Raw genomic sequence first — 15,234 nt, 5'->3', positions numbered from 1 at the left:
CCCGCCCTGCACTCATCCTGCGCGGCAGGCCGGTCCGGGCCGCCGGGGCAGGCGGGATGAGCGCCTTCGCCGCACTGGCGATCTTCCTGGTGGCCTTCTTCTTCATCGCGACGGAGAAGGCGAACAAGGTCAAGGTGGTGCTGATCGCCGCCGGGCTGATGGCCGTGCTCGGCCTCATCCCCGGCGCCGAGGTGTTCTTCTCCGAGCACGAGGGCATCGACTGGAACGTCATCTTCCTGCTGCTCGGCATGATGATCATCGTTGGCGTCATCAAGCAGACGGGTGTCTTCGACTATCTCGCCATCTGGGCCGCCAAGAAGTCGAAGGGCCGCCCGTACCGGCTGATGGTGATGCTCATGGCGATCACCGCCATCGCCTCGCCGTTCCTCGACAACGTCACCACGATCATGCTGGTCGCGCCGGTCACGATCGTGGTGTGCAACCGGCTGCGGATCGCCGCTCAGCCGTACCTGATCGCGGAGGTCCTCGCCTCGAACATCGGCGGCGCGGCCACCCTCATCGGCGACCCGCCGAACATCATCATCGGCAGCCGCGCCGGGCTGACCTTCAACGACTTCCTGGTGCACATGGCGCCGATCGTGGTCGTCATCTTCGCCGTGTTCGTGCTGTGCGCCCGGTGGCTGTTCGCCGGCTCCTTCCAGTACAACGCCGATCGCGTGGCCGAGGTGATGGCGCTGCAGGAGCGGCGGGCCATCACCGACCCGCGGCTGCTCGTACGCTGCCTGGTGGTGCTGGCCGCGGTCGTGGCCGGGTTCGGGCTGCACGCCGTGGTGCACGTCGATCCGTCGATCGTGGCGCTGGTGGGCGCGGGCGTGATGCTGCTGGTCTCCCGCGCGAACGTCTCGGAGGTGCTGCACGAGGTCGAGTGGCCGACGCTGGTGTTCTTCATGGGGCTGTTCGTCATGGTCGCGGGCCTGGTGCACACCGGCGTGATCGCGGCGATCGGCACGTGGGCGCTGGACACGCTGGGCGACGACTACTTCGTGGCCGCGACGGCTCTGCTGTTCGGCTCGGGCGTGCTGGGTGCCTTCTTCGACAACATCCCGTACGTCGCCACGACCGCCCCCATCGTCGAGGGCGTGGTCGCCGCGGCGCCCGACCCGCAGACCGGCCAGGCGCTGTGGTGGGCCTTCGCCCTGGGCGCCGACTTCGGCGGGAACGGCACCGCGGTCGCGGCCAGCGCCAACGTGGTGGCCCTCGGCATCGCCGCCCGCAACGGACACAAGATCAGCTTCTGGCAGTTCACCCGGTACGGGATCGTCGTCACCGCCTTCAGCACGCTGCTGGCCTGGCTGTACGTCTGGATGCGGTATTTCCTGTGACGACCCGAGCTCGTCCCTGATCCCGGGCCAGGGGGAAATCAGGGACGATCACCGATGAGCCGGGCGGCCACCGGAAGGCATCGTGGCAGTATGAACCCCGCGACCCGCCTGGCCCAGATCTCCTTCACCGCCGGACCAGCCGCCCTGCTGGCCGGCTGGTTCCTGATGCGCCCCATCCACGGCGACCTCGAACCGGGGCTCTGGTGGACGGCCGCGCACGCGGTCTGGCTGGCGGCCTTCGTGATGTTCGGCCTGATGACGCTGGCCATGCGCGGCCTGGCGGAGCCGGTGACGGGCGGGGCGCGGGTGGCCGTGGAGGTGGTGACGGGCCTGGCGCTGTTCAGCGTGGCGGCCAACCTCACCCAGCTCGTCATCGACCTGTACACCGGGTTCGCCGCGGTGGACGGCGAGGCCCTGCGCGGCCTGCTGGACGACGTCAAGGCGTACCCCGGGGTCGAGCCGGTCGTGTACGGGCCCGGGGCGCAGCTCTTCTACGCCGCGGTGCTCGCGCAGGCGATCGTCCTGGCCGTGCTGCGCCGCGTCACGCCCGTCAGCGCCGCCGTCACCGCGGGGGGCGTGGTGCTGCTGGCGGTGGCCACGTTCGAGGAGGGCAGGAGCTCGGCCCTGGTCGCTCTGGGCATGGCCGTGCTGTGGCTGGGCACGCTGCTGCTGGGCCGGGGCAGGTCCGGCGGCCTGGGCGCGGCCGCGCCGTCGCCCAGCCCCCAGGGCTAGGACAGGTCCAGGACCCGGCCGCCGGGCAGCTCCGCCGGAAGGGCCGGCCGGGCGGCCGGTCACCGCCCCGAGGCGACCGGCCGGCCGGTAGCCGCCGAGCCGCTGCGGATCCCCGTCGATGAGCGCGTTCCCCATGACAGGTGGGATGACCGCGGTGGCCGTCTGGTCGGGGACCTACACGCGCCGCCCGTTCACCCACACGTTACGCAGCTCGAAGCCGGTCACCTCGGTTACCACGTCGGCCTCGGCCATCTCCTCGAACACGCTGTCGCGCACGGTCACGCCCTCGATCGGGTTGCCCGGGTTGCCGATCAGGTAGAACGCCCTGGGCGCCTTCCCGGCCCGCAGGCCCCGGATGTCGATCGTGCCGACGTCGGGGAAGTAGGGGCCGGTGTGCTTGTTCTCGTAGTTGAGCGCCACCTCCACCACCGAGTCGGCGGCCTGCCCCACCGTGATGTCCTTGAAGTACAGGTCCCTGACGTAGCCGCCGCGCTCCGGGTTCGTCTTGATCCGGATCGCCCGCTCCAGGCGGGCGCTGCTCATCGTGCAGTTCCACGCGAACACCCAGCGCACGCCGCCGGTCGTCTCGCTGCCGACCGTCACGCCGCCGTTGCCGTCGCGCATCACGCACGAGTCGACCAGCACGTTCATGGACGGCTCGTTCACCCGGCGGCCGTCGGCGTTCTTGCCCGCCTTGATCGCCACGCAGTCGTCGCCGGTGTTGAACTCGCACCGCTCGATCAGCACGTCCACGCACGACTCCGGGTCGCAGCCGTCGTTGTTGGGGCCGTGCGGGCTGTCCACGGTGACCTCGCGGATCGTGACGTTGGCGCACAGGACCGGGTGGATGTTCCACATGGGGGAGTCCCTGACCGTCACGCCCTCGATGAGCACGTTGCGGCAGCGGTAGAGCTGGATGAGGTTCGGCCGCAGGTGGTGGCCCTCGCCGAAGACCCGCTCCGCCACCGGCACGCCGGCCTCGGCCTGCTGCGCCAGCAGCTTCTTGTCGGGGCCCTCCGACGGCGCGGGGTCGCTCGACCAGTCCCACCAGTGGGTGGCGTCGGCCTGGCCGTCGATCACGCCGGCGCCGGTGATCGCCACGTTGGTGCGGCCGTGGGCGTAGATGAACGGGGAGTAGTTCATCAGCTCGATGCCCTCGTACCGCGTGAACACCACCGGCAGGTAGTCGGCCGGGTCGCGGCTGAAGCGGATCGTCGCGCCCTCCTCCAGGTGCAGCTCGACGTTGTCGGCCAGGTGGATCGCGCCCGTCAGCCACGTGCCGGCGGGCACCAGCACGCGCCCGCCGCCCGCCGCAGCGCACGCCTCCACGGCCCGCCTGAACGCCTCGGTGCACTTCGCCGTCCCGTCGCCGACGGCCCCGTGGCCGGTGATCGGGAAGGTGCGGGCGGGGAAGCGGGGCGGCCGGATGCGCCGCCGGATGGCGGGCACGCGCGCCCACGCCGCGGCGGCCCGAACCGCCGGGCCCGCCGCTCCGGTGGCCTGCGCGTGCGCCGCCGGCGCGCTCACCAGGGCGCCGCCGGCGCCCGCCGCCGCCAGGGCCAGGAAACTCCTGCGAGGTAATGGCTGCATGGATGTCCTCCGTTGCGTGGGTTGGGGGGTCACGACCGGGCCACGGAGATTCCGCGCCGCTCGGCCATGGGGTGCTCGCCGACCCGGTACGGCTCGGCCCGCCGCACCGCCGTGTAGAAGTGGTGCAGGCGGCCGTCGCGGGTCACGACGGCCGGTTTGTGCGCGTACGTGTCGTCGGCGGAGCCGGGCGGGCCCACGTCGACGAGGATCTCGTCGCTCTTCTCCCAGGTACGCAGGTCGCGCGAGACCGCGTAGCCCTCGCGGGCGTGCCCGTCGAAGGAGAGCCCGAAGTAGAACATCACCCACCAGTCGCCGTCGCGCAGCACGCACGGGTCGGAGGCGAAGCGCTCGTCGAACGCGCCGGCGCCGCCGTTCGCGATCACCGGCGTGCGCCGGGGACGTTCCCAGCGTTCGAGGTCGGGGGAGACGGCGTAGCCGATCTGCTCGCGCCAGCCGTCGTAGGTGCGGTTCTTGGCGTTGTAGAAGCAGTAGTAGAGGCCGTCGTGGCGCAGCAGCCACGACTTGTACAGGCCGCCGCGCTCCCACTGCCCGCCGTCCTGCGGGCGCAGCACCGAGCCGGTGTCCGTCCAGCTCCGCAGGTCGTCGCTGACGCAGAACCCGATGATCGCCGCGCCCGCCTCCATGCCGGGCTCCGGATAGGCGTGGTACGTGCCCACCGCCCGCCCGTCCAGCCAGGCCACCTGGCCGCGGGAGCCGAGCCGGTTGTCGCGGACGATCGAGGTGAGCGCGGCGTTGTAGCGGCGGTACGGATGGCCGGGGTCGCGCGGGAAGATCACCTCGCCCGGGCTCCAGGTCTCCAGGTCGGGGGACCGGCTCAGGGCGGTCTGGTAGCCGGTGCCGTCGAAGCCGACGTACGTCATCAGGTACTCGCCGGCGTCGGAGCAGACGAACGGGCAGTCCACGAAGAGGCTGTCGAAGCGGCCGGGCTCGCCGGACGGGCCGATCAGCAGGCGGCCCGCCTTGTGCGGGGTTCTGATCCGCACCGGGTCGTAGCCGCTCACGTGGCCGCCCACGTGGCCGCTCATGTGGCCGCTCCGAACGTCCAGTGTCCGGCCGGCACCTGCCACGCCCGTTCCCCGACCGCGACCGCCCCTTCGGGGGCCGCGTGCCGGGGCAGGCCGAGGTCCGGCAGCCGCACCTCGGCCGACGAGCCCGGCGGCACCTCCACCTCCAGCGCGAACTCGCCGTCCGACCGCTGCCACGACACGCCGACCGGCCCGTAGGGCGTCCGCGTGGCCGCCCGGACCGACTCCAGGTCGCCCGGCGCGGCGGGCGCGACGAGCAGCCTGCGGAAGCCGTTCGAGCCGGGGGCCTGGCCGATGCCGCCGAGACCCCGGTAGAACCAGGCGTCGATGGCGCCCAGCATGTAGTGGTTCTGCGACAGGCCGCGCGTCGGCCCGTCCCAGGCCTCGGTGAGCGCGGTGGCGCCGTGCCGCACCTGGTAGCCGTAGCTCGGATGGCTGGTCGAGGTGGCGAAACCCCACAGCGCCTCGTGCCGGCCCGCCCTGGTCAGCACCTGGTAGAGGGCGGGCAGCGCGATCTCCCCGACCGTGATGGCGCCCTCGCGCACGTCCCGGCTCAGCCGGTCCAGCGCGGCCGGCGCCAGCTCGTCCGGGACCACGCCCATGTCCAGCGCGAACACCTGCGAGGCCTGCCCGCCGAAGCCGCCGTCCTCCCGGCGGAACGCGCCGGTGAACGCGGCCGAGATCGCGTCGGTCAGCGCCCGGTAGCGCTTGGCGTCGTCGTCGCGGCCGAGCACGCCCGCGACCCTGGCCATCGTGGCCGCCGCCCGCCAGTAGCCCCACGTGGACACCAGCGGCACCGGTGTCGAGGTGTCCAGGCCGAACCAGTCGCCGAGCCCGTGCCCGAGGATGCCGTCCTCGGCCTTGCCCGTCAGGTAGTCCAGGTAGCGGCCCATCGCGTCGTAGTGCCGCTCCATGGCGGTGGTGTCGCCGTACCAGCGGTAGATCTGCCACGGCATGCGGATCAGCGCGCCGCCCCAGTTCGGGTCGTCCCTGAACGCGCCGTCGAACACCACGTACTCGGGCGCGGTGTCCGGGACGAGCCCGTCCTCGGTCTGCGCCTCCGCGATGCCGACCAGCAGCTCCCGGCAGTAGGCGGCCACGTCGTAGTTGTAGGCCACGACGTCGAACAGCAGGTGGGCCTGCTCCAGCCAGCCCAGCTTCTCCCGGTGCGGGCAGTCGGTCAGGACGCTGTACATGTTGCCGCGCACCGCGCGGTCGATGATCCGGTGGATGTCGTTCAGCAGCGGGTCGGAGGTCTCGAACCGGCCGATGTGCTCGTTGCCGGCGCGCAGCACCAGCGCCGTCAGGGCCTCCGCGCCGACGTGCCCGGGCAGGCCCTGGACCTCGACGTAGCGGAAGCCGTCGTAGCGGAAGGCGGGGTGCCAGGTCTGCGGGCCGTCCTTGGTGACGTACGTGTTGAAGATCGGCGCGCCGGTCGTGGGCTTCGACTGGACCACGCGGCCGAACGCGTCGAGCTGGTCGCCGGGCAGCAGCCGCAGGTAGCGGCCCGCCGGGAGGTCGAGCCGCAGCTCCGCCCAGCCGGCCGTGACCGCGCCGACGTCGAAGACCGCCGTGCCGTCGGTGGCGACCAGCTTCCGCGCCGCCGGCAGCTCCTCGGTGACCCGGATCGGCGGGCAGGCCCTCGACCGCAACATCGCGGCCCCCTCGGGCCGGACGGTCACCGGGCGCCACCCGGAGCGGTCCGTGCCGGGGGCGTCCCAGCCGGGGATCTCCAGGCGGGCGTCGTGGTCCTCGCCGCCGTACCAGTGCGAGCGCGTCGTCGGACCCTCGGTGGCCAGCCAGTCCGCACCCGTGCGGAAGCGGCCGGTCGTTCCGTCGGCGTAGCGCACCTCGAGCTGCGCGATCGCCCTGGGGGCCGCCTTGGAGCCGAAGAACTTCATGTAGCGGTCCTGGTGCGGGAACACGTGCGCGATGCCGGGGCCGAGCGCGATGCCGATGGCGTTGCGGCCCTCGCGCAGCAGCGCCGTCACGTCGTGCGTGGCGTACACCACCCGCTTGGTGAAGTCCGAGTACGGCGGCTCCAGCACGGCGTCGGTCACCGGGGAGCCGTTCACCGACGCCACGTAGACGCCCAGGCCGGCGACGTGCAGCCGGGCGCTCCGCACGGGACCGGCCAGGGTGAACTCGCCTGCCAGCAGCGGCAGCGGGCGGCCCTCGCCGACGCGGGGGTCGTCGTTCTCGTCGTACCAGTCGGGGTGGGTGATCCAGGCGGCGCTCCAGTCGTCCGGCGAGAGCAGCCCCAGCTCGAAGCGCGCCTCCTGGCTCCAGCCCGACCAGTTCCCGTCCGCGTCGCGCACCCGCACCCGCCAGCGCGCGGCGGTCCTGCTGGTCAGGGGCTCGCCGCCGTAGAGCACGCGCTGGTCGGCCGACTCCACCTCGCCGCTGTCCCACAGCCCGTCCACGCGCACGTGGTAGGCGGTCTGCGCGGTGGCGCCCGCGAGCTGCCAGCTCAGGGCGGGGCGGGTGGTCTCCAGGCCGAGGGGGTCGGTCAGGTCGCAGGTACGCAGGTTCTTCACCGTCACACTCCCGTGATCTTGAGCATGTGGGCGGCCTTGGTCGGCGGCTCCGGCGGCAGGTCCGCGTGGAGTGCCCGGCCGGACTGCCGCCAGGGGACGGGGCCGTGGCCGAGCAGCTCGACGGCGACGGGTGGCCGCTCGAGCAGCCCGGCGGTGCTGCTCAGGCTGGTGATCGTGGCCGTCCGGTCCTCCGGCCAGGCCAGGAGGGTGGCGTAGAGGGTGTCGCCGCGCCGGGTGAAGCGCACGTCGCTCGCCCGGTAGGCGCGGTCGGCCTCGTTGTAGCCCTCGTACCCCTTGACGCCGCCGAGCCCGGTCGTGCCCTCTGCCGCGCGCAGCCACGGCGTGGTGCCGTACACGCCCTCGCCGCAGACCCGCAGCCAGGCGCCCACCTCGGCCAGCAGCTCGCGGGCGCGGGCGTCCACCGTGCCGTCGGCGTGCTGCGGGATGTTCAGCAGCAGGCAGCCGTTCTTGCTGACCACGTCGATCAGCGTGTGGATGACCTGCTGCGCGCTCTTGCGGGGGTGGAACATCGGGTCGTCGTCGGAGCAGTCGAACCACTCGCCGTCGCTGGTGTCGAACTGCCAGGGATGGGGCTGGGCCTCGTCGAGCTGGCGGCGCTCGCAGTCCAGGAGCACGGCCGTGCGGTCCGCGTCCGGCACGTCCTTGATCGTGACCAGGCCGCCGGTGGCGCAGGTGTTGTAGTAGTGGGCGAGCAGGTCGAGGCCCGCCGTGCTGATCGGCTGCGACTCCACCACGCTGCCCGCGTCGAAGGGCAGGCGGCCGTCGTCGAGGTAGACCAGGTCGGGCCGGTAGCGGTCGAGGGCCTCGCGGACGCGGGCGTAGAACCGCTCGGCCTCGCGGGCCGGCGGCTTCGTGCCCGGCTCGTGGCGTTCGGGGTAGAGCTCGGCGGGGTCGAGGCCCTCCCACCACGTGCCGGCGCCGTCGTCCCTGGTCAGGGCGCCGTCGTACGGCTCGCCGGTCTCCGGGTCGCGGCCGTGGGCCACGTCCAGCCAGCGCCAGGTCCAGTTGTGGTGGAAGCTGAGCCCGAACGGCAGCCCGGCCGCGCGGGCCGCCCGCTCCCACGCCGCCACGATGTCGCGCCCCGGGCCGACCCTGGCGGCGTTCCAGCCGCGTTGCCCGGAGTTCCACAGGTCGAAGTTGTCGCAGTGGGTGGCCAGGGCGACGAAGTAGCGGGCGCCGCCGGCCACGTACAGGTCGATGAGCTCGTCAGGGTCGAAGCGCTCGGCTCGCCAGTGCCGGAACAGGTCCTTGGCGCCGCCCTGGAAGTGGGCGCGGTGGTGGGCGTGCTGGCGGCCGGCGCGCTTGCGCTCCCAGGGCTCGGACCAGGGTTGCATGCCGTAGAGGTGGCGGGCGTACCAGTCGCCTGAGCGGGCCACGGACTGCGGGCCCCAGTGCGACCAGATGCCGAACTTCGCCTCGCGGAACCACTGCGGGATGCGGTGCGCGCGCAGGGACTCCCAGGTGGGCTGGAACTCGGTCATTTCACCACTTTTACGTCGAAGGGGGCCAGGCGCAGGGGGCCCGGCAGGAGCGGTTCTCGGCGGCCGGTGACCTCGGTCGCCGGGGCGGTCAGGGTCACCGTGCTCTCCTGGCCGGACCAGTTGTGGGCGAACCAGAGGCGCTCGCCGCGCGCGTTGACCGCCGAGTGCACGGTGACGCGCGGGGACTCCGTGGTCACCAGGCCCGCGGGCCGCTCCTGGCGGAACAGCTCGGCGGTCAGCTCCGGGCCGGGCAGGGTGCCCACGTAGGTCACCGTGCCGGCGCCCACGCGGTGGCGGGTGATCGCGGGCCAGCGGCCGAAGTGGTGGTGGTCGTAGAACGCCAGCGGCTCGGCTCCCTCCAGCTCCAGGGCGTCGGCCCAGTGCCGGGCGACGTCCCGCTTCCCGAGGCCGTGCAGGGGGACCGGCTCCAGCAGCGTCGAGTACTCCAGGTACCGCACCCCGGCCAGGGCGCGCAGCGGGCCGGGCGCGATCTCGGTGCGCGCCCTGGCCTCCTCGTCGGCGTAGCCGGTGCGGAAGGTCATGATGAGGTGCCCGCCGCCGCGCACGTACGCCTCCAGCGCCCGCGCCGTCGCGGCGGACAGGCAGTAGAGCGCGGGCGCGACGAGCGTGGGCAAACGTTTGACCTGCGTGGGCGTCACGAAGGCCGCCTGCAGCCCCGCGTCGGCCGCGCCCTGGTAGAAGGTGGCCAGGATGCGCTCGTAGGAGTCGTTGTCCGGGTTGCGGCCGTCGAGGGTGAGCGGCGGCTGGAAGGTCAGGGCCCACTTGCTGTCGTGCGAGTACACGAACCCCACGTCGGCGTCCGGGGTCAGGCCGGTGACGTCCTCGGCCGCCCGCGCCAGCTCCGCGCCCAGCGCCGCGATCTCGCGGTAGAGGCGGCCTGGCTCCATGGCGTGCCCGAGGATCCCGCCCCAGTACGTCTCCGCGCCGTAGGGCAGCGTGTGCCAGTGCCAGTACGAGATCAGCTCCGCGCCGCGCGCCACCAGCGCCCACGCGGCCTGGCGGAGCTGGCCGTCGTTGGGCGGCAGGTTGAGCTGGGACCCGGCGATGGAGCCCGCGTTGGTCTCCGTCACCCAGAAGCGCCGCTGCTTGGCGGCGTACATCCGGTCGGCCGCCTGGAACAGCCCGGCCGGGCCGGTGGCGAACCAGGTGATCTCCGGAGGCGAGTCGCGGGCCAGGGCGTCCTGGGGCAGGTAGTACGCGTTCCCGCCGGTGACCGTCAGGTGCTCCGACAACTCGACGTCGTGCAGGGCCGGGCGCTGGTAGGCCAGGCACGTGGTCAGCTCGCGGTCCTGCGGGACCAGCTCGCGCACGACGGCCGCCTGCCAGGCGATGAACTCGGTGGTCAGCTCGGCCTGGAAGCGCCGCCAGGCCAGGTCGTAGGACGGGGTGGTGTTGCCGGCGGGCGGCCACAGCTCGTCCCAGGCGCCGAGACGGTGCGACCAGTACGCCAGGCCCCACTCCTCGTTCAGGCGCCCGACGTCGCCGTACCGCTCCGCCAGCCAGGACTTGAACCGCTCGAACACCGGCTCGTTGTGGATGAGGTGCAGGCCGGGCTCGTTGTCGAGCTGGATCCCGAACACGGCCGGATGGCCGCCGTGGTGGCCGACGACCTGGCGGATGACGCGTCCGGCGTACCGGCGGAAGACGGGGGAGGTGAAGTCCACCTCCTGGCGCGCACCCCAGGGGATCCGGCGGCCGTCGGCCCGCACGACGGCCAGCTCGGGGTGCTTGCGCTGCAACCACGGCGGGACGGCGTACGTCGGGGTGCCGAGCAGGACCTTCATGCCGCGCTCGTGGGCGCCGTCCAGGACGGGGGTCAGCCAGTCGAGGTCGAACTCGCCGTCACGGGGCTCCCAGGTGGACCAGACGGACTCGCCGACCCGGAGGGTGTCGATCCTGGCCTGCGCCATGAGGTCGAGGTCGCGATCGAGGTCGGGGGACTGCTGGTATTCCCAGTAGTAGGCGGTGCCGAAGCGGATGCCGGTGCTGCTCGTCGGGGGTGATGGCGTCATGAGATCCCCAGCGACTCTTAAAACGATTTACCGGATGATATATTTATTCAGGCCCGGATGTCAATGCTCATAGGTCTGGTGGAAAGACGATCACGTCTATAGGGTCAAAACGTTTGTCTCACCTCGGCGGAGGGACGCTCGTAAGAAATGCTCGACTTCCATGAGGACCCCGGGCCGGGCTCAGGGCGGCGGGCGCCGCGCGCGGACTTCGTCTCCGACGCGCCCCGGCTGTCGCTCAACGGGCAGTGGCGCTTCCGGCTCTGCGGCACGGCCGGCGGCACCGGCCCGTCGATCGCGGACCCCGGCCTCGACGACACCGGCTGGGAGACGATCCGGGTGCCGTCGCACTGGGTGCTGGAAGGGCACGACCAGCCCCTTTACACCAACACCGCCTACCCGTTCCCCATCGACCCGCCGTACCTGCCGGACTCGAACCCGACCGGCGACTACCGGCTGCGCTTCGACCTCCCGCCCGGCTGGCCGGGCGGGCGCGCGGTGCTGCGCTTCCAGGGCGTCGACTCCTGCGGCACCGTCTGGCTGAACGGCGAGCTGCTCGGGCACTCCAAGGGCAGCAGGCTGCCGTTCGAGTTCGACGTCACCGGGAAGGTCCGGCCGCGCGGCAACCTCCTCGCCGTACGCGTGCAGCGCTGGTCGTCGGGCAGCTACCTCGAGGACCAGGACATGTGGTGGCTGCCCGGCATCTTCCGCGACGTGGAGCTGCTGTCCCGGCCCGAGGGCGGCATCGACGACTTCACCGTGCGCGCCTCCTACTCATCCGGCTCGGGAACCCTCCTGGTCACCGCCGACGCCCCCGGCCTGGTGGAGGTACCGGAGCTGGGCATCACCGTGCCCACCGGGCAGGAGTCCACGATCGGCCGGGTGGAGCCGTGGAGCGCCGAGCACCCCCGCCTCTACCACGGCACCCTCTCCGCCGCCGGGGAGACGATCGCGCTGGCGATCGGCTTCAGAACCGTCGAGATCTCCGGCGGGCGGCTGCTGATCAACGGGGCGCCGGTGCTGTTCCGCGGCGTCAACCGGCACGAGCACGACCCCGACAGGGGCCGCTCCCTCGACCGCGAGACCATGATCCGCGACATCGAGCTGATGAAGCGGCACAACGTCAACGCCGTCCGCACCGCCCACTACCCGCCCCACCCGGAGTTCCTGCGGCTGTGCGACGAGTACGGGCTGTGGGTCGTGGACGAGTGCGACATCGAGACCCACGGCTTCATCTACGCCGGCTGGGAGGGCAACCCGCCCGTCGAGCCGATGTGGCGCGAGGCCCTGCTCGACCGGGCCCGCCGCATGGTCGAGCGCGACAAGAACCATCCCAGCGTCGTCATCTGGTCCCTCGGCAACGAGAGCGGCAGCGGCCCCGCCTTCGCCGACATCGAGACCTGGATCCGCGAGCGCGACCCCACCCGGCCCCTGCACTACGAACGCGACCCCAGCTACCGGCACTCCGACTTCTACAGCCTCATGTATCCGTCGCTGGACGACCTCGAACGCATCGGGCGGCGCAAGGAGGAGACCCCCGAGGGGGTCGTGCCCGGGTCGGCGGACGACGTGCGGCGGCGCGGGCTGCCGTTCCTGCTGTGCGAGTACGCGCACGCCATGGGCAACGGGCCCGGCTCGCTCGTGGACTACCAGGCGATCCTGGAGTCGTACGAGCGGTTCTGCGGGGCGTTCGTGTGGGAGTGGATCGATCACGGGCTGGCGGGGGTGGACGAGCTCGGGCGCCGGTACTACCGGCACGGCGGTGACATCGACCACCAGCCCAACGGCGAGCGCTACTGCCTGGACGGGCTGCTGTTCCCCGATCGCACGCCGTCGCCCGGGCTGGCCGAGCTGCGCAAGGCCATCGAGCCGGTGTCGATCTCGGTGGAGGGCGGCGAGATCGTGGTCGTCAACAAGCACGACGCGGTGTCGCTGGCGCACCTGGGCTTCCGGTGGCAGGTGAAGGTGGACGGCATCCGCCGGGCGGCGGGGCCGCTGGTGGTGCCCGGCTGCCCGCCGCGGTCGGAGGTGCGCGTCCCGCTGCCCGACGAGGTCGCCGCCATGATGCGCGAGCCGCACCCCGCGGCGCCGGACGGCGAGCGGCAGCCTGCGGCGCCGTGCGGTGGCGAGCCGCGGACGGCGGAAGCGTCCGGTGAGATGTGGCTGACCGTCGAGGCCGTGCTCGCCGAGGACGCCCGCTGGGCTCGGGCCGGCCACGTGATCGCCTGGGGCCAGGCCAGGCTCGGCTCGGCCACCCCCCACCGCCGGACCCCCCACCGCCGCTCACCCCGCCACCCGCACCCCACCGGCGCGGGCAGCCGGGCGGGGGAGGTGCGCCTCGGCGAGGCGGCGTTCGACGGCAGGACCGGACGCCTGACCCGCCTCGGCGGGCTCGAACTGGACGGACCCGTGCTCGACGTCTGGCGCGCCCCCACCGAGAACGACCGCGGCCAGGGCCCGAGGAACGCCCTGGCCGCCGACTGGGAAGCGGTCGGCCTGGACCGCTTCCTGCACCGCGGCGGCGGCATCGAGCGCCCCGACGACCACACCCTCGTCGTCCGCGGTCGCAGCGGCCCCGCCACCCGCACCCTCGGCTTCCGCACCACCTACACCTACCGCTGGCGGGACGGCGCGCTCCACCTCCTCGTCGAGGCCGACCCCGTGGGCGACTGGGACGACACCGCCTACGGCCACCTCACCGTCAACCCGCCCCGCATGGGCACCAGATGGTCGCTGCCCGGCGGCTACACCGACGTCACCTGGCTCGGCCGGGGCCCGGGCGAGTCGTACGCCGACAGCCGCGCCGCCGCCCGCGTCGGCAGGTACGCCCGGTCCATCGACGCGCTCCAGACCCCGTACCCCGTCCCCCAGGAGAACGGCAACCACGTCGAGACCCGCTGGCTGGAGCTGTCGGGCCCCGGGCTGCCCATGCTGCGCGTGGACGGCGAGCCGCACCTGGACTTCACCGCCCGACGCTGGACGAGCGAGGCCCTGCAGGCCGCCCGCCGCCCGCACGACCTGACCGACTCGGGGCGCGTGTGGCTGAACCTCGACCACGGCCAGCAGGGCATCGGCAGCGCCTCCTGCGGCCCGGCGCTGCCCGAGAGGTACCGCCTGGAGGTCCGCCGCTACTCCTGGTCCATGACGCTGACCGTGGCGAGAGGAAGCTGATCGCATGACAGAACCGTCCAAGTTCGACTTCTGCCCGTGGCTGTTCTGGGACCACGCGACCGACGAGGACCGCCGTGCCCAGGAGCTCCACCAGGCCGGGCTCAGGGACCGGATCGGGCTCGACGCGGCGGGGAAGGTGTTCGTCTCGCCGCTGGCCGCCGTGCACACCGACCGGTTGCGCATGGGGGACTTCTGTTACATCGCCGCCCACGCGTACGTCACGGACGACGTCTCGATGGGGGAGGACTGCACCGTCAACCCGTACGCGGTGGTGCGGGGGCGGGTGGAGCTCGGGGACGCGGTGCGGATCGGGGCGCACACGTCCCTGCTGGGCTTCAACCACGGCACCGCGCCCGACCGGCCGGTCTTCCGCCAGCCGATCACCTCCAAGGGCATCCGCGTCGGGGACGACGTGTGGATCGGCTCGAACGTCGTCGTGCTGGACGGCGTGACGATCGGCGACCACGCGATCATCGGCGCGGGCTCGGTCGTCACCAAGGACGTGCCCGCCTGGGCCATGGTGGCGGGCAACCCGGCCCGCCCCCTCCGCGACCGCCGCACCCCCCGCCCCACGGCGGGTGAGGCACCGCCGGTCGGCGGAGAGCTGCCTACGGCGGGCGGGGTCCGGGTTTCCGCAGGCGTGGCGGGTGGTGCGGCGGGCGGGGACCTGGAAGGGCGGCTGGTGGCGTTCGCCGGGCGGGCGCGGGAGCAGGCCGAGGCGGTGCTGGCGCGCTGCTGGACCGGCGACCGGTACGTGGACCGGCCCGGCGCCCAGCCCACCGTGCGCGCCTGGTGCGACGCGGTGGAGATCGCCGACCTGCTGCTCGGCGGCCCGCCGCCGACCCCGGCCCGCGACGAGATCGTCGCCTTCCTCCGCGACCGCCAGGACCCGGGCACCGGCCTGGTCCCCGAGCTCGGCGCCCCCGGCTCGCCCGAGGCGGGCGACGCGGGACGGCCGGAACTGGAGGGCGTGACCGCGTACCACGTGCTCTGCGTCGGATACGCGCTCAACCTGCTCGGCACCGCCTTCCACCACCCCGTCCACGCCGTCCACGACCTCCGCTCCCAGGACCTGACCGCCCTGCTCGACGGCCTCGACTGGACGCGCGAGGCGTGGACGTCCGGCTCGGTGGTGGATGCGATCGGCACCGGCCTCTACCGCAACCTCGCCGACTTCGGCCTGCGCGGCGACGTCGAGACCCTGTACGGGTGGCTGCTGACCCGCGTGCGCCAGACCCACGGCATGTGGGGCGAGCCGGACAACGACTCCGGCTGGCTGATGG

At 72.9% G+C, this 15,234-nt stretch carries 8 protein-coding genes and 1 pseudogene; 4 read left to right on the top strand and 5 right to left on the bottom strand.

Annotated elements, in window-relative coordinates:
* The first annotated feature begins 56 nt into the window (after positions 1-56).
* Both ACBJ32_RS31665 and ACBJ32_RS31660 read left to right on the top strand, forming a co-directional pair.
* Positions 57-1,343 carry an SLC13 family permease gene (locus tag ACBJ32_RS31665; protein ID WP_375129863.1) on the top strand — a complete coding sequence of 429 codons (1,287 nt, stop codon included), beginning with the start codon at positions 57-59 and terminating at the stop codon, positions 1,341-1,343.
* Positions 1,344-1,433: 90 nt separating this feature from the next.
* Positions 1,434-2,075: a hypothetical protein gene (locus ACBJ32_RS31660; protein ID WP_375129828.1), complete on the top strand. Its 642-nt coding sequence runs from the start codon at positions 1,434-1,436 to the stop codon at positions 2,073-2,075.
* Positions 2,076-2,249: 174 nt separating this feature from the next.
* Here ACBJ32_RS31660 and ACBJ32_RS31655 read toward each other — a convergent pair whose 3' ends face one another.
* Genes ACBJ32_RS31655 through ACBJ32_RS31635 form a run of 5 tightly spaced genes read right to left on the bottom strand, consistent with a single transcriptional unit; the run spans position 2,250 to position 10,783 of the window.
* The gene (locus tag ACBJ32_RS31655) at positions 2,250-3,665 is read right to left on the bottom strand and encodes a glycoside hydrolase family 28 protein (protein ID WP_375129827.1); all 1,416 of its coding nucleotides are present in this window, start codon (positions 3,663-3,665) and stop codon (positions 2,250-2,252) included.
* A 29-nt stretch (positions 3,666-3,694) separates the two neighbouring features.
* Positions 3,695-4,711 carry a hypothetical protein gene (locus tag ACBJ32_RS31650; protein WP_375129826.1) on the bottom strand — a complete coding sequence of 339 codons (1,017 nt, stop codon included), beginning with the start codon at positions 4,709-4,711 and terminating at the stop codon, positions 3,695-3,697.
* Positions 4,708-7,248 (bottom strand): family 78 glycoside hydrolase catalytic domain, encoded by a 2,541-nt coding sequence (locus ACBJ32_RS31645; protein WP_375129825.1) that lies wholly within the window; start codon positions 7,246-7,248, stop codon positions 4,708-4,710. Before ACBJ32_RS31645 ends, ACBJ32_RS31650 begins: the two co-directional genes overlap by 4 nt.
* A 2-nt stretch (positions 7,249-7,250) precedes the next feature.
* Positions 7,251-8,750 (bottom strand): alpha-L-fucosidase, encoded by a 1,500-nt coding sequence (locus ACBJ32_RS31640; RefSeq protein WP_357871434.1) that lies wholly within the window; start codon positions 8,748-8,750, stop codon positions 7,251-7,253.
* Positions 8,747-10,783: a beta-galactosidase gene (locus tag ACBJ32_RS31635; RefSeq protein WP_375129824.1), complete on the bottom strand. Its 2,037-nt coding sequence runs from the start codon at positions 10,781-10,783 to the stop codon at positions 8,747-8,749. Before ACBJ32_RS31635 ends, ACBJ32_RS31640 begins: the two co-directional genes overlap by 4 nt.
* Before the next feature lie 147 nt (positions 10,784-10,930).
* Here ACBJ32_RS31635 and ACBJ32_RS31630 point away from each other — a divergent pair, with 147 nt between their 5' ends.
* Both ACBJ32_RS31630 and ACBJ32_RS31625 read left to right on the top strand, forming a co-directional pair.
* Complete coding sequence (locus tag ACBJ32_RS31630) at positions 10,931-13,951, top strand: glycoside hydrolase family 2 TIM barrel-domain containing protein (protein WP_375129823.1); 3,021 nt, start codon at positions 10,931-10,933, stop codon at positions 13,949-13,951.
* 400 nt (positions 13,952-14,351) lie between these two features.
* Positions 14,352-14,516, top strand: a pseudogene (locus tag ACBJ32_RS31625) (DapH/DapD/GlmU-related protein); the annotation flags it as partial.
* Positions 14,517-15,234 lie beyond the last annotated feature (718 nt).

Source organism: Nonomuraea sp. GTA35 (assembly GCF_041950525.1).
Lineage (GTDB): Bacteria > Actinomycetota > Actinomycetes > Streptosporangiales > Streptosporangiaceae > Nonomuraea.
This window is presented reverse-complemented; position numbering and strand designations above follow the sequence as displayed.